Consider the following 22,980-nt stretch of genomic DNA (forward strand, 5'->3'; position numbering starts at 1 on the left):
GTGGGCGATTCACCCGCGCCGGCCGGGGTAGTGAGACGTTCCCACAGCTCAGACGGCATGCGGCCGACGACGACCGGGCCGCACCGCACCGGGTCGCACCGCGCCGCACCGCGCGGCCGTGCGACCCCGGCCGCGCGGTACGGGCCCCGTGCCGTCCGAGCCCGCCACGCCCCCGCGAGGAGGAGATGTCAGTGACCCACGACGTACGCCCGGAGGCGTCCGCCCCCCAGGATCAGCCGGAGCGGCTCTCCTACCCGGACCCGTCCGGAAGCCGGGTGGACCCCGAGGAGAAGCTGGCACCGGACGTCGACGACGCGACCGCCGAGGCGCTGGGCAAGCTCTCCGAGGCGCTGGAGACCACCGACCGGGCCCGCGGTCACCTGTACACCTTCCACCAGCTGACCGGGCACGCCGACTTCCAGCTCGACGAGGCCGTGGAGCTGCTGCGCGCCGCGGGCCGGGACGACATGGCGGAGCTGGTGACCCGCGAGCTGATCGGCCGCGACGTGCTGCCCGGCCGGTGGACCTTCCAGATCATGGAGGAGTACGAGGACGGCTACTACGGCGTCTTCGCCGACGTGGAGCGGCGGGTCAGACAGGAGCTGGCGGGCGGGCGCCGCCACATCCACGAGGCACGGCTGAAGAGGCGCCGCCAGGGCTGATCGTTTTTCCCGGCGGCCTCGCCCTGCCCGTTCCCCTGCCGGGACGGGACCGGAACCGGTCCGGACCGCGCACCCCGTCCGCGCCCCGTCCGCGCCCCGCCCGCACCGCTCCCCGCGGTGTGCGGGGCGCTGGACGGGTCCCCGTACAGTGTGAGGCATGGGGATGGTCAAGACCGTGGGGCTGGTTCTGCACCCGCAGCGCGATTCGAAGGTGGCCATCGACACGATCGTCGAGTGGGCCCGGGGCCGCGACGTCACGGTGATGGGGCTTCCGGACGAGGTGGGGCGGATCGACTGCAGCGCCGTGTCGGTCGACACCGAGACGCTGATCGACCGCGCCGACCTGCTCGTCAGCCTGGGCGGTGACGGCACGATGCTGCGCACCATGCGCCTCAGCTCCGGGAGGAAGACCCCGGTCCTCGGGGTCAACCTCGGCAGGCTGGGGTTCCTCGCGGAGATCGACATCGACGACCTTCCGCCCGCGCTGTCGGCCATCGACAACCACGACTACACGGTCGAGCCGCGCATGGCGGTGTGCGTGACCCTGCCCGACGGCACCCTGATGACCGCGTTCAACGACATCGCCCTGGTCCGGATCCCCGGCGACGGGCTCTCGGCGGTGGCGATCACCGTGGAAGGGCACTCCTTCGTCCGGTACGCGGCCGACGCGGTGATCGTCGCGACCCCCACCGGGTCGACCGCCTACAGCTTCTCCGCGGGCGGTCCCATCGTCTCGCCGAACGTGGAGGGGTTCCTCGTGGTCCCTGCCGCGGCGCACTCGTCGTTCAACCGGGCCATCGTGCTCTCGGCCGACGAGCGGGTCACCCTGGAGCTGCTGCCGACCAGCGGCACGCTGGCCGTGGAGGTGGACGGCGCGGTCAGGGCGCACCTGTCGCCCGGGGACGAGCTCGGCGTCACGGCGATGCGCGCCGCGGCCTGGGTGGTCCGCCTCGGCACGACGAGCTTCTACGAGCGCGCCCGCCGCAAGCTCCGCGTCAACGGCAGCGCCGAGGTCGACTGACCCTCCCGGTCTCTCCCCCGCACCTGCCGGATCCTCCGCGCGGTGTCGACGGTGGGCGGGAGCGCAGGACCAGGCGGTGACGGGGCCTGCCGATCCGTCCGTGCCGGTTCACCCCACCTGGTCCCACGGGATGGCCTCGATGCGCTCGACGTGCTCCTCGCCCCACTCCCCGAGCGGTGCCATCGCGGTGTTCAGTGAACGACCGAACTCGGTGAGCGAGTACTCCACCTTCGGCGGGACCTGGTGGTAGACCTCACGATGCAGCAGCCCGGTGGTCTCCATCTCCCGCAACTGCAGGATCAGCACCCGCTCGCTGATGCCGGGCACCGCGCGCCGCAACTCCCCGAAGCGCAGGGGACCCTCCTGGAGCGCGAACAGGATCAGTCCCTTCCACTTGCCTCCCATGACGGCGACGGCGGCGTCGAGACCGCAGGTGAACGTCCGCTTCTTCGTCTCTTTCACCCGCCCATACTGACACTTATGTCAGTACCCGGCAAAAATGTCGGTACTTGAGAGAATGCAGGCGTTCTGGCCAGCATGGACCAGGCCCGCGTCGGACCACGACGGTCTCAGGACAGCGCGCCCGTCCCCTTGTCCCCATGGCTGGAGCATGCACATGACCGCAAAGAACCTGACACCCGTGACCGTCATCGGACTGGGCTCGATGGGCACGGCACTGGCCGAGGCCTTCGTCAAGGCCGGACACCCGACCACCGTCTGGAACAGAACCGCCGCCAAAGCCGCGCCCCTCATCGCCATGGGAGCCAGGCCTGCGGAGGCCGTCGAGGACGCGGTGACGGCAGGTCCCCTGGTCGTCACCTGCCTGACCACCTTCGATGACACCCGGTCGGCACTGCGGCCCGCCGGTGCCTCGCTGCGGGGACGGGCCCTGGTCACCCTCAACAGCGGTTCCCCCGCCGGCGCCCGCGAGACGGCCGCCTGGGCCCTCGACCACGGCGCCCGGTTCCTGGCCGGCGCGGTCAAGAACGTGCCCTCGGCCGTGGGGGCGCCGGACACCCTGCTGTACTACAGCGGCGACAAGGCGGTCTTCGAGGAGTTCGGGACGACCCTGAAGGTGCTGGGCGGCGACACCGTCCACCTCGGCGACGAGACCGACCTGGCCGCCCTGTACGAGATGGCGGTGGGTGCCATGCTGTTGCCGGCTCTCGTCGGCTTCTTCCAGGGCGCCGCCGCGGTCCAGGCGCGCGGGCTGGAGGTGAGCACGATGGTGCGCTTCTCCGGCAAGTGGCTGGACATGATCAAGTCCCTGCTGCCGGTCTACGCCGAGGAGATCGACGGCGGCGACTACACCGACGCCGCCTCCTCGGTGAACCTCTTCCTGGCGGCGGCGGCCCACGACGACGACCTGGCCGGGGAGACGAACGTCGACACGGCCTGGCTCGCCCCGCTCCACGACCTGGTGAGGCGGGCGGCCGAGGCGGGACACGGCGATCACAGCATCTCGGCCCTCACGGAGGTGCTCAGGAAGCCGGCGCGGCAGCCGTAAGCCGGCTCGACTCATCGGTAGGAGTCGATGAGCCGTGCGAGGTGCCTGCCGGCGATCTCCAGCGGCGCCTCGCTCTGGGACACCTGCGCCGACAGCTCCGCGCCCTCCAGCATGTTGATCACGCTGTGGGCGAGGTCGTGCGCAACGTCGTCGGCGAAGCCGGAGCGGGTGAGTTTGTCGCGGACCAGCGTGCGCCAGTTCTCGTAGGCGTCCTCTGCGGCCCGCTGGATCTCGGGCACCCGGCCTGCGCTCTCCAGCGCCGTGGTGGTGACGGGGCACCCGTCCAGCCAGCCGGACGCGCGCAGCCCCTCGGCCAGGTCGCGGGTGCAGGCGACGATCGCCGACGCCGGATCGTCCTCCTGCTCGAACGCCCTGCGCAGGAATCCCGCGAACTCCCCGTCCCCGTGGCGGACCGCCTCGACCGCCAGTTCCCGCTTGCCTCCCGGGAAGAAGTGGTAGACCGAGCCCAGTGTGGCCCGGGCCTCCTGGGAGATCTGCTTGAGGCCCGTCGCCTCGTACCCCTGCCGCTGCATCAGGCGGGAGGTCGTCCGGACGATCCGCTCCCGGGTGCCGATCTCGTGCTGGGTCCGCATGGCTCTCATCGTACTAGGTAGAGCGTTCGTTCTAGTCATGCTACCGTTTTTCTGGATAGAGCGTTCGTTCTACTGATGAGGAGATCGTGGATGAAGTCCGTGACGGTGATCGGGCTGGGCCCCATGGGGCAGGCCATGGCCGGCGCCTACCTCGACGACGGCTACGAGGTGACCGTATGGAACCGCACGACCGCCAGGGCGGACGAGCTGGTGGCGCGGGGCGCGAGGAGAGCGGAATCCGTCGAGGCGGCCCTCACCGCCGGCGGACCGGTGGTGCTGAGCCTGACCGACCACGACGCGACGGACGCCGTCCTGGCGCAGGCCCCGGAAGCCGCCCTGGCCGGACGCACCCTGGTCAACCTCACCTCCGACACCCCGGACAGGACACGTCAGACGGCCGCGTGGCTGGCCGGGCGCGGGGCCGTGCACATCACCGGTGGTGTGCAGGTGCCGCCTCCGGGCATCGGCACGCCTGATGCCATGACCTACTACAGCGGCCCGAAGGACGCGATCGAGGGCCACAGGCCCGCCCTGGAGGTGCTGACCGGGATCGAGTACCTGGGCGAGGACCCCGGACTGGCGGCGCTGTACTACCAGATCGGGATCGACATGTTCTGGACGGCGCTGGCAGGCTACCTGCACGGCCAGGCGGTGGCGGAGGCCAACGGCATCTCGGCCGAGGATTTCCTGCCGCACGCGGTGAAGACCATGGACCTCCGCTATTTCCTGGAGTTCTACGCGCCACGCATCGCCGCGGGCAACCACGAGGGGGACGTCGACCGGATCTCCATGGGCGCGGCGAGCCTGGAACACGTGCTGCACACCACACGGGCGTCCGGCGTCGACGACTCGATCCCGGCCGCCGTCCTGGAGATCTTCCGCCAGGGCATCGCCTCCGGCCACGGCCGGGACAGCCTCACGAGCCTGATCGGCGTGCTGAGGCAGCGCCGACGTACCACCGGCCCGGCTCCGGAAGATGGCCTCGACGCTTCCACGGGGGCGCGACCCGACGGCCCGCAACACTTCCTGTCATGAAACTTCCACGGACGGGTTGACACCGGGAAAGCGCTTACCTAGCTTGTGGGTTACTCGCTCACCGGTGCCGATCCGCCCCGGTGAACGCGAGTACTCGCTGGGGGGATCCGAAGCGCAGGCCGCACCGGCCTGCCGGACCGGCAAGGAGCTCGAACGTGTTCCACAGAATCAGCAGGAAGACGGCCGGCGCGGCGATCGCCGTGACGGCCCTGGCTCTCTCGGGAGCGGTGGCAGGGGTCTCGTCGGCCGCCGCCGCCGCGCCCGCACCCGGTACCTACAACCTGGTCAACAACGCCAGCGGCATGTGCCTGACCGTGCCGGGCGCCGGCTCCTCCAACGGCGTCCAGCTCACCCAGAGCGGCTGCGGCGGCGCGGGCCAGGCCTGGGCCTTCACCGGCAGCGGCGGCACGCTCAAGGCCACGCACAGCGGTCTGTGCGCGGGCGTCCAGGACGCGAGCACCTCGGCCGGCAAGGCCGTGCAGCAGCAGACCTGCTCGGGCGGCAGCTCGCAGAACTGGAACCTGAGCCAGTCCGGGTCCAGCTACCGGGTGATCAACGCCAACGGCGGCAAGTGCCTCAACGTCAAGGACAGCTCCACCGCCTCCGGCGCCCTGATCCAGCAGAACTCCTGCGACTCGGTGGCGAGCAAGCAGTGGCGCCTGGTCCCGGCCGGCAGCGGCAACCCCGACCCGACCCCGACCCCGACGCCCACCGTCACCCCGACCGTCAACCCTCCCCAGACCGGCCTGGTCGGCTGGGCGACCCAGGGCGGCGGCACCACCGGTGGCGGCAACGCCCCCACCACCACGGTCACCAGCTCCTCGGCGCTGAGCAGCGCCCTGTCGTCGAGCAGCGCGGCGGTCATCCGGGTCTCGGGCACGATCTCCTGCTCCGGGATGCTCAAGGTCGGCTCGAACAAGACCGTCCTCGGCAACCCGGGCGCCACGATCGCGGGCTGCGGGCTCAACATCTCCAACGCGTCCAACGTCATCGTCCGCAACATCAGCTTCCGTGACTGGAACGACGACGGCATCCAGGTGCAGTACTCCACCCGGGTCTGGATCGACCACAACACCTTCAGCAACGGCTACGACGGTGCGGTGGACGTCAAGCGGGCCAGCGACTACGTCACCATCTCCTGGAACAAGGTGACCAACCACAACAAGTCCATGCTGCTCGGCCACGACGACGGCAACGGCAGCGAGGACAGGGGCCATCTGCGGGTGACCTACCACCACAACTGGTTCGACGCCACCACCCAGCGCCACCCGCGCGTGCGCTTCGGCAACCCGGTGCACGTCTACAACAACTACTACGGCGGCGTCACCGGCTACGGCGTGGCCTCCACCGAGGGCGCGGGCGTCCTGGTCGAGGGCAACTACTTCGAGAACACCGACGACCCGTACCACCTGGGCGAGGGTGACTCCGGCCCGGGCACCCTGGTGGCCCGCAACAACCACTTCGTCGGCTCCGGCTCCGGCCAGGCCGGTGGCAGCGTGGCCTCCATCCCCTACTCCTACTCCCTCGACACCGCCTCCAGCGTCAAGTCGATCGTGACCGCCGGCGCCGGCGCCGGCCGGATCTCCGTCTGATCCCGCTCGACCAGGCCCCGGGCCGGCCCGCCTGACCGGGGTCGCTCCGGACCGGGGCGGGTGGGGCGGCCCGGCCGACCGGCCGCCCCACCCGCCTCACGCCGCCTCCCGGACGGCCCTCGCCCACCTGCGGGCGGGGGCCGTCCGGCGTCGGGACCGGTGACGGTTCAGGGGCCGGTGACGGTTCAGCGGGGGGCGAACTGCGCCAGCGCGGGCAGCGCCCGGTCGGCGAAGTCGAACAGCGCCTGGTTCTCCCACCCGTTGCCCGAGGACGGGTCTGCCGGGTCCCAGCCGTTGCCGGTCACCGCGGTCCAGGCGGGCTCCCAGTAGACGAAGCCGAGCCCGCGGCCGTTCGGTACGGCCTGCACGACGCTCGCCACGTCGCGGAGCATCGCCGACTGGCCCGCGAGGGAGGCCGGATAGCCGGGGTAGGGCGTCGCGGCGGTGATGATGTTGGTCAGCGCGTCGTCGTTGCCGGTGGTGAACGGGTAGGCGGTCTCGGCCAGCAGGACCGGCCTGCCGTACCGGGAGGCGATGTCGTCGACGTTGGCCTGGAACTCGCCGAGCGTTCCGTGCCAGTAGGGGTAGTAGGACACGCCGATCACGTCGTAGCGGACGCCGTTGGCCGCGGCGCTGTCGAACCACCAGCGGAACAGCGCGTTGTCGCCGCCCTCGGCGAGGTGCAGCACGACCCTGGTCGAGGACGACACCGCCTTGACCGCGTCGTAACCGGAGTTCAGCAGCTGGGCGAGGTTGCCGAAGTTCGCGCTGCGGCCGTCCTCCCAGAGCATGCCGCCGTTGATCTCGTTGCCGACCTGGACCATGTCGGCGGTCGTGCCCTGCGCCTTGAGGGCGTTCAGCACGTCATAGGTGTGGTCGTACACCGCGGCCTTGAGCTGCGCGAACGAGTGGCCGGCCCAGGCGGCGGGCTTGTACTGCTTGCCGGGGTCGGCCCAGGTGTCGGAGTAGTGGAAGTCGACCAGCAGCCCCATGCCCAGGGCCTTGACCCGCCTGGCCACGGCCAGCACGTGCGCCTTGTCGTTGTAGCCGTCGGCCGGGTTCACCCACACCTTGAGCCGGACGAGGTTCATCCCGGCCGAGCGCAGGATCTCCAGCGCGTCCCCGCGGGTGCCCGAGGCGGTGTGGTACCTGCCGCCGAGCGCCTCGGACTTGGCCAGGCCGGAGGTGTCGCCTCCCCTGACCGCGAGCGTCGCGGCACCCGGGCCGAAGGTGACGTCGTCGAAGTTGGCCCAGCCTCCGGCCGCCGCCGCGGAGCCGAGGGCGACGGTGCACCTGCCGCCGGTCACGGTCTGGGTGACCGCGATCCTGATCCACTCGGACGAGCCGACCGGCAGGTAGGTCCGCTTCTCCGCCGGGCCGCAGTTGCGCAGCGCGATCCAGCTCTGGCTCATGGCCCCGGCCCTGACCAGGGCCCGGAGCGTGTAGGTGCCCGAGCTCAGGCCGGTCAGCGTCTGGTGGGTCTCGACGGTGTAGGCGTTCGAGGACCAGTGGGACAGGCGGTAGGAGCCGGTGTGGCCACCGGCCTCGGAGAAGTCGGCGGCGGCGGTGCCGCCGGTGCTCCACCCGGGCGGCGCCGCGACGGCACCGCCCGTCTCGAAGCCGCCGTTGGTGATCGTCGGGGCGGCCTGGGCCGGTGACGGCGCCAGGACCGCGGCGGCGCAGGTCAGCAGCGCCACCAGGATCTTCTTCATGGGGTCCTCACTTCGGGAAGGGGTGGTGCGGACGGCCCCCCGAGGCCCCCGGTGACGCGCCGCGGTCAGGTGGCCGGCGCGGCAGCGGGGAAGATCATGTGTTCCCGGCGAGCTCGACGACCACGACGCCGCCGGCCGGTACGGTCGCCGACCCGGTGTGCCGCGCCCCGTCGAGCAGGCCGGTGCCGTTCACCTCCGGGACCGTGACCGGCCGGTCGCCGTGGTTGAGCAGGAACAGGTGGCGGCCCCGGCGTACCCGTTCGAGGGTGTCGGGCAGGCCGCGCGGGCGGGAGACCCCCGCGCGGTCGAGCACCGCGCGCAGCAGCACCCGCAGGTCCCCGCCGCCCGAGCCCTCCCCGGGAGCGGGGGCCGGGTCGAGGGCCGGGACGGAGCCCGCGCCGGGGACCGGGTCGGGGGCCTGGACGGAGGCCGCGCCAGGGACAGGGTCGGGGGCCGCGCCGGGGACAGGGTCGGGGGCCGGGTCGAGGGCGGTCGCGACGTACCAGGCGGTGCCCGCTCCCAGCTCGTGGCGGGTCACCGCGGGGTGGCCCGCGTCCGGCCCGCCGGTGAAGACGCCCACGGCGCGCGCCCCGGCGAGACGGATCCGCTCCGACCAGATCCGGCCGTTCATCCGGCCGTTCATCCAGCCGTTCATCCGGCCGTTCGTCCGGCCCTCGACGCCGTCGCCCGTCCCACCATCGGAACCCCCGTCCCCGCCCTCGCCCGCGGCACCGACGCCGACGCCGACGGTGCCGTTCTCCGGCAGGGGGTGGAACTCCTCCACCGACAGGCCGAGCACGTCGCGCAGCGCGCCGGGGTGGGCGCCCGGGTGGATGGTGTCGTTCTCGTCGACGATCCCGGAGAAGTACGAGACGACCAGGTGACCTCCGGCCTCGACGTAGCGGCGCAGGTTCTTGCCGGACGCCTCGGTGAGCAGGTAGGAGCTCGGCGCGACCACCAGCCGGTACGCCGACAGGTCGGCGGAGGGGTGGACGAAGTCGACGGTCACGTGCTCGCGCCAGAGCGCCTCGTAGAAGGCCTCCACCCGCTCGCGGAACCTCAGGTCCACCGAGGGACGCCACTCCAGCTCCAGCGCCCAGTACGACTCCCAGTCCCACACCAGCGCGACCTCGGCCTCGACCCGGGAGCCGCGCACCCCGGCCAGCCCGCGCAGCTCGGTACCGAGGGCGACCACGTCGCGCCACAGGCCGGAGTCGGTGCCGGCGTGCGGCAGCATCGCCGAGTGGAACTTCTCCGCGCCGTGGCGGGAGGCCCGCCACTGGAAGAACAGCACCGAGTCCGACCCCCGGGCGACGTGCGCGAGGCTGTTGCGCCGCATCTCCCCGGGCCGCTTGGCGAGGTTGCGCGGCTGCCAGTTGACGGCACCGGTGGAGTGCTCCATGAGCATCCACGGCCGCCCGCCCGCCACCGAGCGGGTGAGGTCGGCCGCCATGGCGAGCTCGATGTGGCCGTCGGCGCGCCCGGCGTCGAGGTAGTGGTCGTTGGAGACGACGTCCACCTCGCCCGCCCAGCGCCAGTAGTCCATCGGCTCACAGTTGGGGATCATGAAGTTGGTGGTGACCGGCAGGGCACCGAAGCGGCGGACCGCGTCGCGCTCGCGGCGGAAGTTGGCGATGTGCGCGTCCACCGAGAAGCGGGCGTAGTCGAGCTGCAGGGCGGTGAGCTGGCCGACCGGTCCGAGCCTGGGCGGTTCCACCTCCTCGAACGAGCCGTAGGTCAGCCCCCAGAACGTGGTGCCCCACGCGGCGTTGAGGGCGGCCACGTCCCCGTGCCGCTCGCGCAGCCACTCGCGGAACGCCCCGGCCGAGGTCTCGCAGTAGCAGCGCGCGTTCGCCCAGCCGTACTCGTTGTGGACGTGCCACATGACGACCGCCGGGTGGGCGGCGTAGCGGGCGGCGAGCCGGCCGGCGATCCGCTCGGAGGCGGCGGCGTACTCCGGTGAGCTGGGGCAGAAGCTGTGCCGCGACCCCCCGGCGATGACGTGGCCCTCCCGGTCGACGAGGCGGGAGCCCGGGTAGGCCGTCCTGAACCAGGTGGGCGGGGACGAGGTCGGCGTCGCCAGGTCGACCTTGACGCCCGCGCCGTCCAGCAGGTCGATGATCCGGTCCAGCCTGCCGAAGTCGTAGACGCCCTCGGCCGGCTCCAGCTGGCTCCAGGCGAAGATGCCGAGGCTGACCAGGTTCACCCCGGCCTCGCGCATCAGCCGGACGTCCTCGCGCCAGACCTCCTCCGGCCACTGCTCGGGGTTGTAGTCCCCGCCGTACGCGATGCCCTCCGGCAGGACGGGATATCCGGCCAACGACTCCCCCTCGAAATATCTTCTGTGAACGTGCACAGTAATGCAGGACCGGCATCTCGGGAAGAGGTCGACACCCCAAAGCCGGGGACGCGGGGAAGGTCGGGGTTTAACAAGAACGTAACGGTCATTGACAGGGCGTATCGCGGGATTTCAGTCTGTGAACGTTCACAGACTCTCCGGAGCGCCTCGCGGCCGATCCCCGCCTCCCATCCTCGAACGCCCGACACGGAGGAACACATGCATAGGAAACGGCTCGTCGTGGCGGCGGCCACGGTCCTCGCCGCCGCCCTGGCCGCCGGGTGTTCCGGCAGCGCCCAGAACGCGGCCGCTCCGGCCGGGCAGGACGCGCCGAGTTCCGCCCCGGCGGGCCCGGTGACGCTCACCTACTGGAGCTGGGTCCCCAACATGGACAAGATCGCGGCCGTCTGGAACGCCGCGAACCCCGGCATCAAGGTGACGATCAGCAAGCAGGCCGGGGGCGACGACGCCGCCGCCAAGTTCCTGACCGCCGCCAAGGCGGGCAACCCCCCGGACCTGGTCCAGGCCGAGTACCAGATGCTGCCCTCCTTCGTCGCCGCCGACGCGTTGGCCGACATCGGCGCCGAGGTGGCGACGATCAAGGGCGAGTTCGGCGAGGGCGTCTGGGGGCTGGTCACCCTGGGCACCGACGCCGTCTACGCCCTCCCCCAGGACAGCGGCCCGATGATGCTCTACTACCGCCGCGACCTGTTCGAGAAGTACGGCATCGAGGTGCCCAGGACCTGGGACGAGTACGCCGAGGCCGCCCGCACCGTACGGAAGAAGGACCCCGAGGCGTTCCTGGGCACCTTCTCCAGCAAGGACCCCGGCTCCTTCGTCGGCCTCGCCCAGCAGGCCGGCGCCCGGTGGTGGTCGATCAGCGGCGAGTCCTGGAAGGTCGCGGTCGACGACGAGCCCACCAGGAAGGTCGCCGACTACTGGGGCGGCCTGGTCAAGGAGGGCGTCATCGACGACCAGCCGTACTTCACCCCCGAGTGGAACAAGGCGCTCAACGACGGCAGGCTGCTGACCTGGCCGTCGGCCGTCTGGGGTCCCGGCGTGCTGTCCAGCAACGCGCCCAAGGGCAAGGGGAGGTGGGCGATCGCCCCGCTGCCGCAGTGGAACGCCGGTGAGAACGCCACCGGCTTCTGGGGCGGCTCCTCCACCGCGGTCGCCGCCAAGTCCGCCAACCGGGCCGCCGCCGCGAAGTTCGCGACCTGGCTGAACACCGACCCCGAGGCCCTGGCCCTGCTCGTCGAGGAGGGCGCCGTCTACCCGGCCGCCACCAAGGGCGGCACCCTGCTCGGCAAGGCCCCGGACTACTTCTCCAACCAGCCCGACTTCTGGCGGCAGGCCGCCGCGATCTCCGCCACCGCGCGCGGGTTCACCTTCGGGCCCAACGTCAACGTGACGTACAACGCCTTCAAGGACGCCTTCGACAAGGCCGTCCAGGACGGATCCGCCTTCTCCGACGCCGTCGGGAAGATGCAGGAGGCGACGGTCGCCGACATGCAGAAGTCCGGATTCCAGATCGCCCCATGAGACGGCCGCACGACGGCGCCCGCACCGCGGGCGCCGTCCCCTACCTCTTCCTCGCCCCCGCGCTGGCGCTGTTCGCGCTCTTCATGGCCGTTCCCGTCGTCTACACGGCCTACCTGAGCCTGCGCCGCACCAAGGTCTCCGGGCTGGGCCTGGGCAAGGGCTCGCGCCGCGAGGTGTACGCGGGCCTCGACAACTACACCGCCGCCCTGCGCGACACCGAGCTGTGGGCGGGCTGGCTGCGCGTGCTGGGCTACGGCCTGCTGGTGCTCGCGGTCATGCTCGGTCTGGCGCTGCTGTTCGCGCTGCTGCTGGACTCCGCGCACGTGCGCCTGGCCCGCTTCTCCAGGATCGCCGTCTTCCTGCCGTACGCGGTCCCGGGCGTGGCCGCCAGCCTGATCTGGGGCTTCCTCTACCTGCCGAGCCTCAGCCCGATCCGCCAGGTGCTCGACGTGGACCTGCTCGGCACCGGCGCGGTGGTCTTCTCCATGGCCAACGTCGCGGTCTGGGGCGGCGTCGGCTTCAACATGCTGGTGCTCTACACCGCCCTGCGGGCCGTGCCCAGGAGCTACTACGAGGCCGCCAGGATGGACGGGGCGAGCGAGCTGCAGGTGGCGCTCCGGATCAAGATCCCGATCCTGCTGCCCGCGATCATCCTCACCACGGTGTTCTCCATCATCGCCACCGTCCAGGTGTTCACCGAGCCGACCACCCTGCGGCCGCTGACGAACACGATCAGCTCGACCTGGAGCCCGCTCATGAAGGTCTACCGCGACGCCTTCGTCACCGGCGACCTCTACTCGGCCGCCGCCACCTCGATCGTCATCGCGGCGATCTCCCTGGTCCTGTCGTTCGGCTTCCTGCGCCTGGTCCGCGACCGCGCCTTCGGAGGGGAGGGCTGATGGCCGTCACCACCCTTCCGGAGGGCACGGCCGGATCCCGCCGCCCCGCCCCGCCGCGACGCCGGCCGCTCGGGATCGCACCGACCGCGATCCTGCTGCTGGGCGCGCTGTACTGCCTGCTGCCGGTCGGCTGGGTGCTGGTGGCCGCCACCAAGTCCAAGGCGGAGCTGTTCTCCACCGCGACCTTCGCGCCCGGGACCGGCCTGCTGTCCAACCTCGCCGACCTGGCCGCCTACCGCGACGGCGTGTTCTGGCTGTGGATGTTCAACACGCTGCTGTACGCGGGCGGCGGCGCCCTGCTGTCCACCGCCGTCTCCGCGATCTCGGGCTACGCCCTGGCCAAGTACCGCTTCCCCGGCCGGAACCTCATCTTCAACCTGCTGCTCGGCGGCGTGCTGATGCCGTCCGTGGTGCTGGCCGTCCCGCAGTACCTGCTGTTCTCCCGGGCCGGGCTCGCCGACACCTACTGGTCGGTCCTGCTCCCGCAGATCCTGAGCCCGTACGGCATCTATCTCGCGCGCGTCTACGCCGGGGCGGCCGTCCCGGACGTCCTGCTGGAGGCGGGGCGCATCGACGGCGCCGGTCACCTGACGCTGCTGCGCCGGGTGGCCCTGCCGCTGATGCTGCCGGGCATGGTGACCGTCTTCCTGTTCCAGTTCGTCGCGATCTGGAACAACTTCCTGCTGCCGTTCATCATGCTGGGCGACGACCAGAGGTTCCCGCTGACCGTGGGCCTCTACACGCTGCTCGCGGCCGGGGCCAACCAGCCCTCGCTGTACAACCTGATCCTCACCGGCACGCTGCTGTCGATCGTCCCGCTGATCGCGCTCTTCCTGACCATGCAGCGCTACTGGCGGACCGACCTGGCCGGCGGGGCCGTGAAAATCTAGTGACCGGCTCGCCCGGCGGTCGGCGGGCCTTCGGCCGAGGGGACAATGGCAGCATGGCGAAGCGTCCGACCATTCACGACGTCGCGGCGGTGGCGGGGGTGTCCCGGGGAACGGTCTCCCGGGTCCTCAACGACGACCGCTACGTCAGCCCGGCCTCGCACGCCGCCGTCAGGCGGGCCATCGCCGAGACCGGGTACATCGTCAACCGCGCCGCCCGCAGCCTGGTCACCCAGCGGACCGGCTCGGTGGTGATGGTCCTGTCGGAACCGCAGGAGCGACTGTTCGAGGACCCCACCTACAGCGTGCTGCTGCGCACCGCCACCCGGCGCCTCGCCGAGCGGGACGTGTCACTGGTGATGATGATCGCCGGGAACGACGGCGACCGCGACCGGGTGATCCGCTACCTGCGCGGCGGCCACGCCGACGGGGTCTTCCTGGTCTCCCCGCACGCCGGCGACAAGCTGGTGGACGCGCTGGTGGACATCCCGGTGCCCGCCGTCGCCCAGGGCGCCGTCATCGGGCGGGAGAACGTGATCCCGTACGCGGCGGCCGACGACCGCGAGGGCGCCCGGCAGATGACGCGCTACCTGGTCGAACGGGGCCGCAGGCGGATCGCCACCATCACCGGCCCGCTGGACACCCCCGGCGGCGCGCTGCGGCTGGAGGGCTTCGGCGACGTCCTGGGCAGGAAGGCCAGCAGGCGGCTCATCGAGCACGGCGACTACACCCAGCTGGGCGGGGAGAGCGCCATGGCCCGGCTGCTGGAACGTGCCCCCGACCTCGACGCGGTGTTCGTCGCCTCGGACCTGATGGCCGCGGGAGCGCTGTCCACGCTGCGCGCGGCCGGGCGGCGGGTGCCCGAGGACGTCGCGGTGGGCGGGTTCGACGACTCGGCGGTGGCGCTCTCCACCCACCCGCCGCTCACCACGATCAGGCAGCCCCTGGAACGGGTCGCCGAGGAGACCGTCCGCCTGCTGCTCGCCCTGATCGACGGCGCGGACCGGGTCGAGCCGGTGATCCTGCCCACGACCCTGGTCGTCCGCGAGTCCACCTGACCGGCCGGGGCGGCCCCGGCCGGTCAGGGTTCCTCCGCGGAAGTCCGGGGGGTCAGCGCGCGGGTGACGAGCCGTTGACGGTCAGCACCTGCTCGGTCTCGATGGCGGGGAAGGTGCCGGTGTCGACGATCCCGTGCTCGTGGAAGGCCGCCTCCAGCAACGCGTGAGCCTTGGGCTCCAGCTTCCACAGCGCCCGGTACTCGCGGGCGCTGGCCAGCGAGACCCCGGTCTCGTGCGCGATGTCGGCGGCGCGGGGCACGAACCTGCGCTCGATCTGCTTGTCCCAGTACTCCCGGGCGGCCCGCATCAGGGCCGCGCGCTGCGCGGTGTCGACCACCGGCGGCGGCACGTCCAGCACCTGGAACTCGTCATCGTCGTCGTCGATCGCCGAACGCGCCCCCGGCATGCCCGCCGGCCCGGCCGCCACCGCGGCGCGAGCCCGCGACTGCGGCTCCTCGGCCTCCGGGCTCCACGGCACGGGCGGCGTGAGGTCGATCAGCGCGGAGGTGTTGTAGAGGGCGCCGATCTGGGAGAGCAGGGCCTCCTGGCGCGCGGGGTCGGCCGCCAGCCCGGTGTGCTCCACCGCCCGGTCCATGGCACGGTCCAGCTTGGTCAGGGCCGAGCGCATCTTCCGCTCGGACGCCCCGGCGGCACGCAGCGCGCGGGCGCGCTTGGCGGCCAGCGCGACCCGGGTCAGCCTGCGGTGCGCGTCCACCTCGCTCGCCGTACGGTCGCTGACCTCGGCCAGGCCGATGCGGACCAGCGCCCGCTCCGGGGTGATCCTCCAGTTGATCCGGGCGCGCCCGGTGATGCGGTGGCGTTCGATCGCCATGCCGCGCTCCCACAGCCAGGCCGCCACCAGGGGGGCGGCGAGCCGGAAGACGGCCTCGGCGACGCTGCGGGCGTCCATGCTCGACAGCACCGCGGTCAGCCCGGTCAGCGCCCACACGGCGACGCCGTCGATACCGGCGGAGAAGTTCTCCCGCATGTTGCGGCGGGCCCGGACCGCGCTGGTGATGACGGCGACCTCGATGAAGGCGAAGAGCAGCAGCCGCAGCGGGCCGTCGAAGCCGAGCACGTCACCGGAGAAGCGCCACATGCCCTGGGCGGAGACGCCGGTCGCGATGCTGGCCGCGACGATGGTGAGGATGTCCTCCGCCGGGCGGGGGGCGATGTGACGGTGATAGAAGCGGACCGCCGCGCGCTGGACGGCGCGGGCCACGAAGTACGCCGCGACCAGGACGAGGAGCGCGAACACTCCGGCGATGGCCGTCAGAACCGGCTGGGCCGAGGCGAAGGCGGTGATGTCATCGATGGGGGGCATCTGTCACTGTCCGTCATTCTCGATGTCCGACAGGATATCCGGCGATCATCCCAGAATGTCGACGTCCTGTTCGCGAAACGGGTGTCCATCGGCGTGACAGAAGTGAACACAGTTGTGACGGTGCCGAGTCAGGGGCGGCGGGCCCGCCGCAGGTGCTCGGCGACCCGGTCGAGGGTCTCGGCCGGGGCGGTGTAGGGCACCCGCAGCCGGCCGGTCAGGGTGCCGTCCGGGGAGAAGGCCGAGCCCGGCAGCAGGCTGAGCCCGATCCCGGCCGCCCGGGCCGCGAGGGTCTCCCCCGCCGTCCCGTCCAGGCGCAGCCACAGCGCCAGGCCGCCCGGCGGGAGGGTGAAGTCCCACCCGTCCGCCTCCAGGCTCGCGGCCAGGTGGTCGCGCTGGCGCCGCAGCTCGCCCCTGCGCTGGACCAGCAGCCCGTCCAGGAGAGGGAGGATCTCGCAGGCCACGAGCTGTTCCAGGGGCGGCGGGGCGTACAGGCCGCTGACGGGGTCGAGCAGGAGCGCGCGGATCAGCCCGGCAGGGCCGCGGACCCAGCCGACGCGCAGCCCGCCCCACACGGTCTTGCTCAGGGAGCCGATCGCGACGGCCCCGGCGACGCGGGGCATCGGCTCCGGGCGGTCGCGCAGGTCCAGGTCGCGCATGGTCTCGTCCACGATCACGGTCACCCCGTGCCGGGCGGCCAGCTCCGCGACCTCCGCGCGGGTACGGGCGTCCATCAGCGCCCCGGTCGGGTTCTGGAAGTCGGGGGTCAGCAGGGCCGCTCCCCGCGCGGCCTCGCGGAACGCGGTGGCCAGCGCGGCGGGGTCCCAGCCCTGTCCGGTGACGCGCGCCGGGACGGTCCGGACGCCGAGGCGCCGCAGCATCGTCAGGGTGTCGAAGAACGAGGGGTTCTCCACCACGATCCTGCGCGGGCCCAGATGGGCGGCCAGCAGCGCCAGCGCGGCGCGGGCCCCGGAGGTGACCAGGATCTGCTCGGGCCGGGTGGGCGTCCCCTCGGCGGTGTGGCGCCGGGCGATCAGCTCGCGCAGCTCGGGCAGCCCCGCACCGGGCTCGCCGCTCTCCAGCAGCAGTCCCGCCGACCTGGCGAGCGCGCGGGTGACCGCGCCGGTGACGAGCGCGCGCGGGGCGGCCGGGAGGGCGCGGCGCAGGTCGAGGAGCGGGCCCCGGCCGTCCACCGACAGCGGCGCGTAGCGCTCGCCGAGGTCGCGCGGCAGCCGCACCCTGCTGCCGCCGCCCTGCCGGGTGACGATCCAGCCCTCCTCGCGCAGCCGGGACAGGGCCGCGACCACCGTTCCCCGGCTCACCGCCAGCTCGGTGGCCAGCCTCCGCTCCGAGGGCAACCGGTCCCCGACCCGTACGCGCCCGTCGAGCACGGCCTCGCGCAGCGCGGCGGCCAGCGCGTCCGCCAGGGGGCTTCCCGGGCGCCGCCATCCCGTCAGGACATCCGCGAACACCGGTCCAGTTTGCCGCAACTGGACCAGGACACGGCCCCGGCCTCCCTCCTAGCGTCGAAGCATGAACGACAGATCCGGCCCGGCCACCCCGCGCGTCCCCGCGCTTTCGAACGACCTTCCGGGAGCCGGGCACGCCCGCGACCTTCCGGAAGCCGACCGTGCCCGTGAACCTCTGGGAGCCGGGCACGCCCATGACCTTCCGGGAGCCGGGCACGCCCGTGACCTTCTGGGAACCGATCGTGCCCGCGTGCCCGAGCTGATGGAGGCCGTCCGCGCGTACGCCGTGCGCATCCTGGACGGCCTGGACGACCGGCCCGCCGCACGGGCCCCGGTGCGGCCGGAGCCCGCCCCCCTGCCCGAGGCCGGGATCGGCCTGGAGGAGGCGATGGAGGTGTTCGCGACACGGTGGGAGCCGGGCTTCGCGTCCGGTCCGGGCCCCCGCTACCTGGGGTTCGTCACGGGCGGCGCGACGCCCGCGGCGCTGGCGGGCGACTGGCTGACCGGCGCGCTCGACCAGAACCCCACCTCGAACCTGGACTCGCTCGCCCCGGACCTGGAACGGGAGACCGTCGCCTGGCTGCGCGACCTCTTCGGCCTGCCGGCCGGGCACCGGGGGACGTTCGTCAGCGGCGCGACCATGTCCAACCTCGCGGGCCTGGCGATCGCCAGGGAGTGGCTGGGCGAGGTACGCGGCGTGTCGGTGGCCGAGGAGGGCGCGGCCGCGCTCGGACCGGTGACGGTGCTGTCGGGAAGCCCGCACTCCAGCATCGCCAAGGCGCTGTCCGTGCTCGGCCTGGGGCGCTCGGCGATCCGGCACGTCGGTCTCCTGCCGGGACGGGAGGCGATCGACGTGGACCTGCTCGCCCGGGAGCTGGAGCGGCTCGACGGCACCCCGGCGATCGTGGTCGCCAACGCCGGGACGGTGAACACCGTCGACTTCGACGACCTGCGCGCCATCGCCGCCCTGCGCGAGCGTCACCCGTTCTGGCTGCACGTGGACGCCGCGTTCGGGGCCTTCGCCGCGCTGTCGGCCGGGCACGCCCACCTGGTCGCGGGCCTGGGCGAGGCCGACTCGGTCTGCGTGGACCTGCACAAGTGGCTGAACGTGCCCTACGACAGTGCGGTCCAGTTCACCCGCCGCCGTGACCTGCAGGCCCGCGTCTTCCAGAACGCGGCCGCCTACCTCGCGCCGCTGGGCGACGAAACCGAGCCCGAGTTCGTGCACCTGACACCGGAGAACTCGCGCCGCCTGCGCGCCCTGCCAGCCTGGTTCACGCTGGCCGCGTACGGACGCGAGGGACACGCGGGGATCGTCCGCGACTGCGTCACCCTCGCCGCCGATCTCGGCGAGCGGATCGCCGCGATGCCCGCCTACCGGCTGCTGGCGCCGGTACGGCTCAACGTGGTCTGCTTCACCCTCTCCGATCCCCCCTCCCCCGCCCGGATCGCGGAGCTGGCCGACGCGATCACCGCGTCGGGCGAGGCGTTCCTCACGACGACCGTCCTGGACGGGGTGCCGGCCCTGCGCGCCGCGTTCAGCAACTGGCGCACCACCGAGGCCGACGTGGACCGGGTCGCGAAGATCCTGGGGGAGGTCGCCTCCCGGGCGTGAGCCGTCCGTCCCCGCCGGCGCGACCGACCCGTCGGTGGCGTCCGGGTGGCGGGCGCCCGGTCATCTCATCTCACCGCGCTCGCGCAGGATCGCGACGCCGTCGCCGTGGAGGTCGTCGCAGTACGCCGTGCGCCCGGTCATGGCCATCGTGAGCGCCAGGGTGGTGCCGGACACCAGCGGACCGGAGCCGGTCGCGAAGGGGCCGTCGTCGGCGACGAGCCGCAGGCCGGTGATCCGTCCCTTGGCGAGGACGACGAAATCGCTGCCCCGGTAGTACTCGGCCAGCCGGGTGAGGGTCCCGATCGGGTAGTCGCGGCGGATGCCCAGTGGCCGCCGGATGTCCTCCGCGTGCAGGATCGTCTCACCCAGCATCGCGATGACCGGGATGGGAGGCTTGGTGGTGCTCGTGACGACGCGGCGGAACCTGTCGTGCGTCTCGGCCCCGGTCGCGCCCAGCTCCTCGGCGAGCCGCATGGCGTTCTGCCTGTCGAAGTCGAACCGGCAGCGGATCACGCCCGCCATCCACCGCAGCGGGGTGAGGCTCGCCCCCGAGGTGAGGTGCGCCAGCACCTCGCGTACGGTCAGCCCGGTGCACAGTGACGGCGTCGCCCACCGCTCGTCGGTCAGCTCCGCCAGGTCGGCCGCCAGGGCCGCCCGCTCGGCGTGGACCAGCGGCCAGACGCCGGACGTGCGGCGGGAACCGGGCTTCGGCTCCGGAGCGGTCCTGTCGGACGGTGTCCTGTCGTGGGTCACGGGAGTCCTCACGGTGGTCGTTGGGAACGGTCATGGACAGGACTCCCGCCACGGCGCGGAATCGTCGCCCGTGAACGATTTTTCCAGGGACGGGTCTTCCCCTCCCGGTCCGGGAAGTGGCGGGACGAGGAACGCGTCGCCACCACGCCCGGGACCTACGAGCCCCCCCGGCCCCGCTCAGGCGTCGCGCCGCCTGAGCAGGTGGGCCGCCAGTGCCAGCAGCGCGGCGGTCCACAGCGCGAGGACGCCGAGCCCCGCCCAGGGGGAGAGGGACACGACCTGCTGGGCGTCTCCGGCGAGGACCGCCCGGCCCGCCACGGTGGGGAAGAGGGAGTGGATCGTCCTGCCCGCCTCGCCGGGCAGCATGAGGAGGAGGTTGGGCACCACCAGCACCAGGGCCAGGACGCAGGTGATCGCAGCGGCCGTGTGCCGCAGCAGCGCGCCGATCGCGAGCGCGAACAGCGCCTGCAGGGCCAGGTAGAGACCGGCGCCCGCCATCGCGCGGAGCACCTCGGGGTCGGTGAGGGAGACGTCCACCCGCTCGCCGAGGATCGCGGCCCCGACCAGGAACGACGGCACGACGATCAGCTCGGTGACCGCGAGGACCAGCAGGCCGAGGACGGCGGCCTTGGCGGCGAGCATCGGGACGCGGCCCGGCACCGCCAGCAGGCTCGACCGGATCGCCCCGGTGGAGTACTCGCCGGTGATCACCATCACGCCGAGGACGCAGACCGCGAGCTGGGCGAAGGAGACGCCGGGCTGGACGAGCAGCGCGAGCGGGTCGCCCACCATCTGCCGCTGCCGGGCCGGCGACGCCGTCGCCCAGTTCATCACCGTTGTCGCGGCCATCAGCACGGTGAAGCCGACGGTGAGCACGACCATGACGACCAGCGACCAGACGGTGGACCTGACGGAGCGGATCTTCGTCCACTCCGAGGCCATCAGGTGGACGAACCCGGCACGCGCGACGGGCACGGCGGACCTGGCAGGGCCGGTGGGCCGGGCGGGCGTGGTGGACGGGGTGCTCGCGGTCATGACCGGCTCCTGTCGGCGTCCGCGTACTCGACGCTGTCCCTGGTGAGTTCCATGAAGGCGTCCTCCAGCGAGGCGCGCCTGGGGGTGAGCTCGTGCACGACGATCCGGGCGTCCAGGGCCAGCTCGCCGATCCGGTGGGCCTCCATGCCGGCCACCGTGAGCGCCCCGTCCTCGCCGGTGCCCACGTCGCCGCCCGCGGCGGTGATCAGCGCGCCGAGCCGCCCGGCGTCGGGGGTGCGGACCAGCACCGACCGCCTGGGATCGCGCCTGACGAGCTCGTCCACGCCGCAGTCGGCGATGACCCTGCCCCGGCCGATCACGATCACGTGGTCGGCGGTGACGGCCATCTCGTTCATCAGGTGGCTGGAGACGAAGACCGTGCGGCCCTCGGCGGCCATCCTCCTCATCAGCTCCCTGATCCAGACGACCCCCTCCGGGTCGAGGCCGTTGACCGGCTCGTCCAGGACGAGGACCTCGGGGTCGCCGAGCAGGGCGGCGGCGACGCCGAGCCGCTGCCCCATGCCGAGGGAGAATCCGCCCGTGCGCCTGCGCGCCACCTGGCCGAGCCCGACGACCTCCAGGACCTCCTGGACCCGGGTGCGCGGCAGTGCCTGCGACCGGGCGAGATGGAGCAGGTGGTCGTAGGCGCTGCGGCCGGGGTGGACGGCCTTGGCGTCGAGGAGGGCGCCGACGGCGCGCAGGGGCGTGTCCAGTTCGCGGTAGGGGCGGCCGGAGATGGTCGCCCGGCCGGAGTCGGGACGGTCCAGGCCGAGGATGAGCCGCATGGTGGTGGACTTCCCCGACCCGTTGGGCCCGAGGAAACCGGTGACCCGGCCGGCCCGGACGGTGAAGGACAGGTCCTCGACCACGGCCCGGCCGCCGTACCGTTTGGTCAGTTCATAGGCTTCGATCACCCTGTCCACGATCGGCCTGCGGGCCGTCCGGCACCACCGGGAGCGCCTCCGTGATGGTTTCGGGTTATCCCTGCAGCACGGGACCGGCTGCTCGGCCCGCGGGTGGTCGCCTGCTTCGTTCCGCTTTGGTCCCTTGTGGCAACATCACCCGCTTCATCCGTTACCTTAAGATCAACGAGTGACGCATTGAGCATGGGATGGACGCACATGACGCACGTGCCGGTGGAGATCGACCCCAACGTTCCGAGCGTCGCCCGGATATACGACTACCTTCTCGGCGGTAAGGACAACTTCGTCTCCGACCGTACGGCGGCCGAGAGGCTGCTCGAGATCACCCCCAACGCCAAGGAGGGGGTCCGGGCCAACCGGCGCTTCCTCCGCCGGGCCGTGCGGTTCATGACCGAGGCGGGCGTCCGCCAGTTCCTCGACATCGGCGCAGGGCTTCCCACGCAGGAGAACGTGCACCAGGTGGCGCTGGGCCTGGCGCCCGATTCCCGCGTCGTCTACATCGACAACGATCCCATCGTGCTCACCCACGGACGCGCCCTGCTGGCCGACAACGGGCAGACCATCGTCCTGAACGGCGACCTGAGGGAGCCCCTGGCCATCCTCGACGACCCCGAGGTCAACGACCACATCGACTTCGGCCGGCCGGTGGGCCTGCTCATGCTGGCCGTCCTGCACTTCATCCCGGAGAACGACGTGGCCGAGCGGATCGTCACGACGTTGCGCGACCGCCTCGCCCCCGGCAGCTGCGTGGCGATCAGCCACCTGTCCTTCGGCGACCTTCCCGAGGACAAGGTCCGCGAGGGCCGCGCGCTCTACACCAAGACCTCCGCGGGTTCCGCGACGCCCCGCTCGCATGAGGAGATCATGCGTTTCTTCGACGGCTTCGACCTGGTGGAACCCGGCCTGGTCTCCACCGACGACTGGCGTCCGGAGGCGGAGCACCCCCGGCTTCCCCAGCTCCCGGGCGTGGACGGCTACGTCGGGGTCGGGCTGCTGCGCCGGTCCTGAGAACGGACCG

The 22,980-nt window shown here is 72.3% G+C and carries 20 protein-coding genes; 11 read left to right on the forward strand and 9 right to left on the reverse strand.

The window, feature by feature from the left end; all coding sequences use genetic code 11:
* Window positions 1-191: 191 nt before the first annotated feature.
* On the forward strand, window positions 192-662 hold the full coding sequence (locus ACIBCT_RS09440; protein WP_399186925.1) for a hypothetical protein: 471 nt from the start codon (window positions 192-194) through the stop codon (window positions 660-662).
* 157 nt (window positions 663-819) lie between these two features.
* Window positions 820-1,683: an NAD(+)/NADH kinase gene (locus tag ACIBCT_RS09445; protein WP_399186926.1), complete on the forward strand. Its 864-nt coding sequence runs from the start codon at window positions 820-822 to the stop codon at window positions 1,681-1,683.
* A 108-nt stretch (window positions 1,684-1,791) separates the two neighbouring features.
* Here ACIBCT_RS09445 and ACIBCT_RS09450 read toward each other — a convergent pair whose 3' ends face one another.
* Complete coding sequence (locus tag ACIBCT_RS09450) at window positions 1,792-2,145, reverse strand: winged helix-turn-helix transcriptional regulator (RefSeq protein WP_399186927.1); 354 nt, start codon at window positions 2,143-2,145, stop codon at window positions 1,792-1,794.
* A 154-nt stretch (window positions 2,146-2,299) separates the two neighbouring features.
* Between ACIBCT_RS09450 and ACIBCT_RS09455 the strand changes: the two genes are divergently transcribed.
* Window positions 2,300-3,190, forward strand: a complete 891-nt coding sequence (locus tag ACIBCT_RS09455; protein ID WP_399186928.1) for an NAD(P)-dependent oxidoreductase — start codon at window positions 2,300-2,302, stop codon at window positions 3,188-3,190.
* A gap of 11 nt (window positions 3,191-3,201) precedes the next feature.
* On the opposite strand, the gene ACIBCT_RS09460 is transcribed toward ACIBCT_RS09455, so the two are convergent.
* Window positions 3,202-3,783, reverse strand: coding sequence for a TetR/AcrR family transcriptional regulator (locus ACIBCT_RS09460; RefSeq protein ID WP_399186929.1), 582 nt, complete (start codon window positions 3,781-3,783; stop codon window positions 3,202-3,204).
* Window positions 3,784-3,873: 90 nt separating this feature from the next.
* On the opposite strand from ACIBCT_RS09460, the gene ACIBCT_RS09465 reads away from it, so the two are divergent.
* Entirely contained in the window at window positions 3,874-4,818 is a 945-nt protein-coding gene (locus tag ACIBCT_RS09465) for an NAD(P)-dependent oxidoreductase (RefSeq protein WP_399186930.1), read from the forward strand.
* A gap of 155 nt (window positions 4,819-4,973) precedes the next feature.
* On the forward strand, window positions 4,974-6,410 hold the full coding sequence (locus tag ACIBCT_RS09470) for an RICIN domain-containing protein (protein WP_399186931.1): 1,437 nt from the start codon (window positions 4,974-4,976) through the stop codon (window positions 6,408-6,410).
* 185 nt (window positions 6,411-6,595) lie between these two features.
* On the opposite strand, the gene ACIBCT_RS09475 is transcribed toward ACIBCT_RS09470, so the two are convergent.
* Window positions 6,596-8,122 (reverse strand): arabinogalactan endo-beta-1,4-galactanase, encoded by a 1,527-nt coding sequence (locus tag ACIBCT_RS09475; protein ID WP_399186932.1) that lies wholly within the window; start codon window positions 8,120-8,122, stop codon window positions 6,596-6,598.
* Between the two features lie 94 nt (window positions 8,123-8,216).
* Complete coding sequence (locus ACIBCT_RS09480; protein ID WP_399186933.1) at window positions 8,217-10,442, reverse strand: beta-galactosidase; 2,226 nt, start codon at window positions 10,440-10,442, stop codon at window positions 8,217-8,219.
* 237 nt (window positions 10,443-10,679) lie between these two features.
* Between ACIBCT_RS09480 and ACIBCT_RS09485 the strand changes: the two genes are divergently transcribed.
* Genes ACIBCT_RS09485 through ACIBCT_RS09500 form a run of 4 tightly spaced genes read left to right on the forward strand, consistent with a single transcriptional unit; the run spans window position 10,680 to window position 14,846 of the window.
* Window positions 10,680-12,002 carry an ABC transporter substrate-binding protein gene (locus tag ACIBCT_RS09485; protein WP_399186934.1) on the forward strand — a complete coding sequence of 441 codons (1,323 nt, stop codon included), beginning with the start codon at window positions 10,680-10,682 and terminating at the stop codon, window positions 12,000-12,002.
* Window positions 11,999-12,901 carry a carbohydrate ABC transporter permease gene (locus ACIBCT_RS09490; RefSeq protein ID WP_399186935.1) on the forward strand — a complete coding sequence of 301 codons (903 nt, stop codon included), beginning with the start codon at window positions 11,999-12,001 and terminating at the stop codon, window positions 12,899-12,901. Before ACIBCT_RS09485 ends, ACIBCT_RS09490 begins: the two co-directional genes overlap by 4 nt.
* Window positions 12,901-13,791, forward strand: coding sequence for a carbohydrate ABC transporter permease (locus tag ACIBCT_RS09495; protein ID WP_399186936.1), 891 nt, complete (start codon window positions 12,901-12,903; stop codon window positions 13,789-13,791). Before ACIBCT_RS09490 ends, ACIBCT_RS09495 begins: the two co-directional genes overlap by 1 nt.
* A 53-nt stretch (window positions 13,792-13,844) precedes the next feature.
* A complete protein-coding gene (locus tag ACIBCT_RS09500; RefSeq protein WP_399186937.1) occupies window positions 13,845-14,846 on the forward strand; it encodes a LacI family DNA-binding transcriptional regulator in 1,002 nt (333 codons plus the stop codon).
* A 52-nt stretch (window positions 14,847-14,898) separates the two neighbouring features.
* On the opposite strand, the gene ACIBCT_RS09505 is transcribed toward ACIBCT_RS09500, so the two are convergent.
* Complete coding sequence (locus tag ACIBCT_RS09505) at window positions 14,899-16,170, reverse strand: hypothetical protein (RefSeq protein ID WP_399186938.1); 1,272 nt, start codon at window positions 16,168-16,170, stop codon at window positions 14,899-14,901.
* Window positions 16,171-16,298: 128 nt separating this feature from the next.
* The gene (locus ACIBCT_RS09510) at window positions 16,299-17,639 is read right to left on the reverse strand and encodes a PLP-dependent aminotransferase family protein (protein ID WP_399186939.1); all 1,341 of its coding nucleotides are present in this window, start codon (window positions 17,637-17,639) and stop codon (window positions 16,299-16,301) included.
* Window positions 17,640-17,700: 61 nt separating this feature from the next.
* On the opposite strand from ACIBCT_RS09510, the gene ACIBCT_RS09515 reads away from it, so the two are divergent.
* Window positions 17,701-19,251, forward strand: coding sequence for a pyridoxal phosphate-dependent decarboxylase family protein (locus ACIBCT_RS09515; protein WP_399186940.1), 1,551 nt, complete (start codon window positions 17,701-17,703; stop codon window positions 19,249-19,251).
* Between the two features lie 60 nt (window positions 19,252-19,311).
* Here ACIBCT_RS09515 and ACIBCT_RS09520 read toward each other — a convergent pair whose 3' ends face one another.
* The 3 genes from ACIBCT_RS09520 to ACIBCT_RS09530 form a co-directional block, all read right to left on the reverse strand.
* On the reverse strand, window positions 19,312-19,923 hold the full coding sequence (locus ACIBCT_RS09520) for a maleylpyruvate isomerase family mycothiol-dependent enzyme (protein WP_399187164.1): 612 nt from the start codon (window positions 19,921-19,923) through the stop codon (window positions 19,312-19,314).
* A gap of 258 nt (window positions 19,924-20,181) precedes the next feature.
* Window positions 20,182-21,039: an ABC transporter permease gene (locus ACIBCT_RS09525; protein ID WP_399186941.1), complete on the reverse strand. Its 858-nt coding sequence runs from the start codon at window positions 21,037-21,039 to the stop codon at window positions 20,182-20,184.
* The gene (locus ACIBCT_RS09530) at window positions 21,036-21,953 is read right to left on the reverse strand and encodes an ATP-binding cassette domain-containing protein (RefSeq protein WP_399186942.1); all 918 of its coding nucleotides are present in this window, start codon (window positions 21,951-21,953) and stop codon (window positions 21,036-21,038) included. The genes ACIBCT_RS09525 and ACIBCT_RS09530 overlap by 4 nt, the downstream gene beginning before the upstream one ends.
* Window positions 21,954-22,160: 207 nt before the next feature.
* Here ACIBCT_RS09530 and ACIBCT_RS09535 point away from each other — a divergent pair, with 207 nt between their 5' ends.
* The gene (locus tag ACIBCT_RS09535; protein WP_399186943.1) at window positions 22,161-22,970 is read left to right on the forward strand and encodes an SAM-dependent methyltransferase; all 810 of its coding nucleotides are present in this window, start codon (window positions 22,161-22,163) and stop codon (window positions 22,968-22,970) included.
* Window positions 22,971-22,980: the final 10 nt, after the last annotated feature.

The sequence above is a fragment of the Streptosporangium sp. NPDC050855 genome (assembly GCF_044456585.1).
Lineage (GTDB): Bacteria > Actinomycetota > Actinomycetes > Streptosporangiales > Streptosporangiaceae > Streptosporangium > Streptosporangium longisporum.

Coding starts and splice junctions, on each gene's coding strand:
- ACIBCT_RS09445 (WP_399186926.1), top strand. CDS start 820: ATGGGGATGGTCAAGACCGTGGGGCTGGTTCTGCACCCGCAGCGCGAT.
- ACIBCT_RS09455 (WP_399186928.1), top strand. CDS start 2,300: ATGACCGCAAAGAACCTGACACCCGTGACCGTCATCGGACTGGGCTCG.
- ACIBCT_RS09460 (WP_399186929.1), bottom strand. CDS start 3,783: ATGCGGACCCAGCACGAGATCGGCACCCGGGAGCGGATCGTCCGGACG.
- ACIBCT_RS09465 (WP_399186930.1), top strand. CDS start 3,874: ATGAAGTCCGTGACGGTGATCGGGCTGGGCCCCATGGGGCAGGCCATG.
- ACIBCT_RS09475 (WP_399186932.1), bottom strand. CDS start 8,122: ATGAAGAAGATCCTGGTGGCGCTGCTGACCTGCGCCGCCGCGGTCCTG.
- ACIBCT_RS09485 (WP_399186934.1), top strand. CDS start 10,680: ATGCATAGGAAACGGCTCGTCGTGGCGGCGGCCACGGTCCTCGCCGCC.
- ACIBCT_RS09490 (WP_399186935.1), top strand. CDS start 11,999: ATGAGACGGCCGCACGACGGCGCCCGCACCGCGGGCGCCGTCCCCTAC.
- ACIBCT_RS09495 (WP_399186936.1), top strand. CDS start 12,901: ATGGCCGTCACCACCCTTCCGGAGGGCACGGCCGGATCCCGCCGCCCC.
- ACIBCT_RS09500 (WP_399186937.1), top strand. CDS start 13,845: ATGGCGAAGCGTCCGACCATTCACGACGTCGCGGCGGTGGCGGGGGTG.
- ACIBCT_RS09505 (WP_399186938.1), bottom strand. CDS start 16,170: ATGCCCCCCATCGATGACATCACCGCCTTCGCCTCGGCCCAGCCGGTT.
- ACIBCT_RS09515 (WP_399186940.1), top strand. CDS start 17,701: ATGAACGACAGATCCGGCCCGGCCACCCCGCGCGTCCCCGCGCTTTCG.
- ACIBCT_RS09525 (WP_399186941.1), bottom strand. CDS start 21,039: ATGACCGCGAGCACCCCGTCCACCACGCCCGCCCGGCCCACCGGCCCT.
- ACIBCT_RS09535 (WP_399186943.1), top strand. CDS start 22,161: ATGACGCACGTGCCGGTGGAGATCGACCCCAACGTTCCGAGCGTCGCC.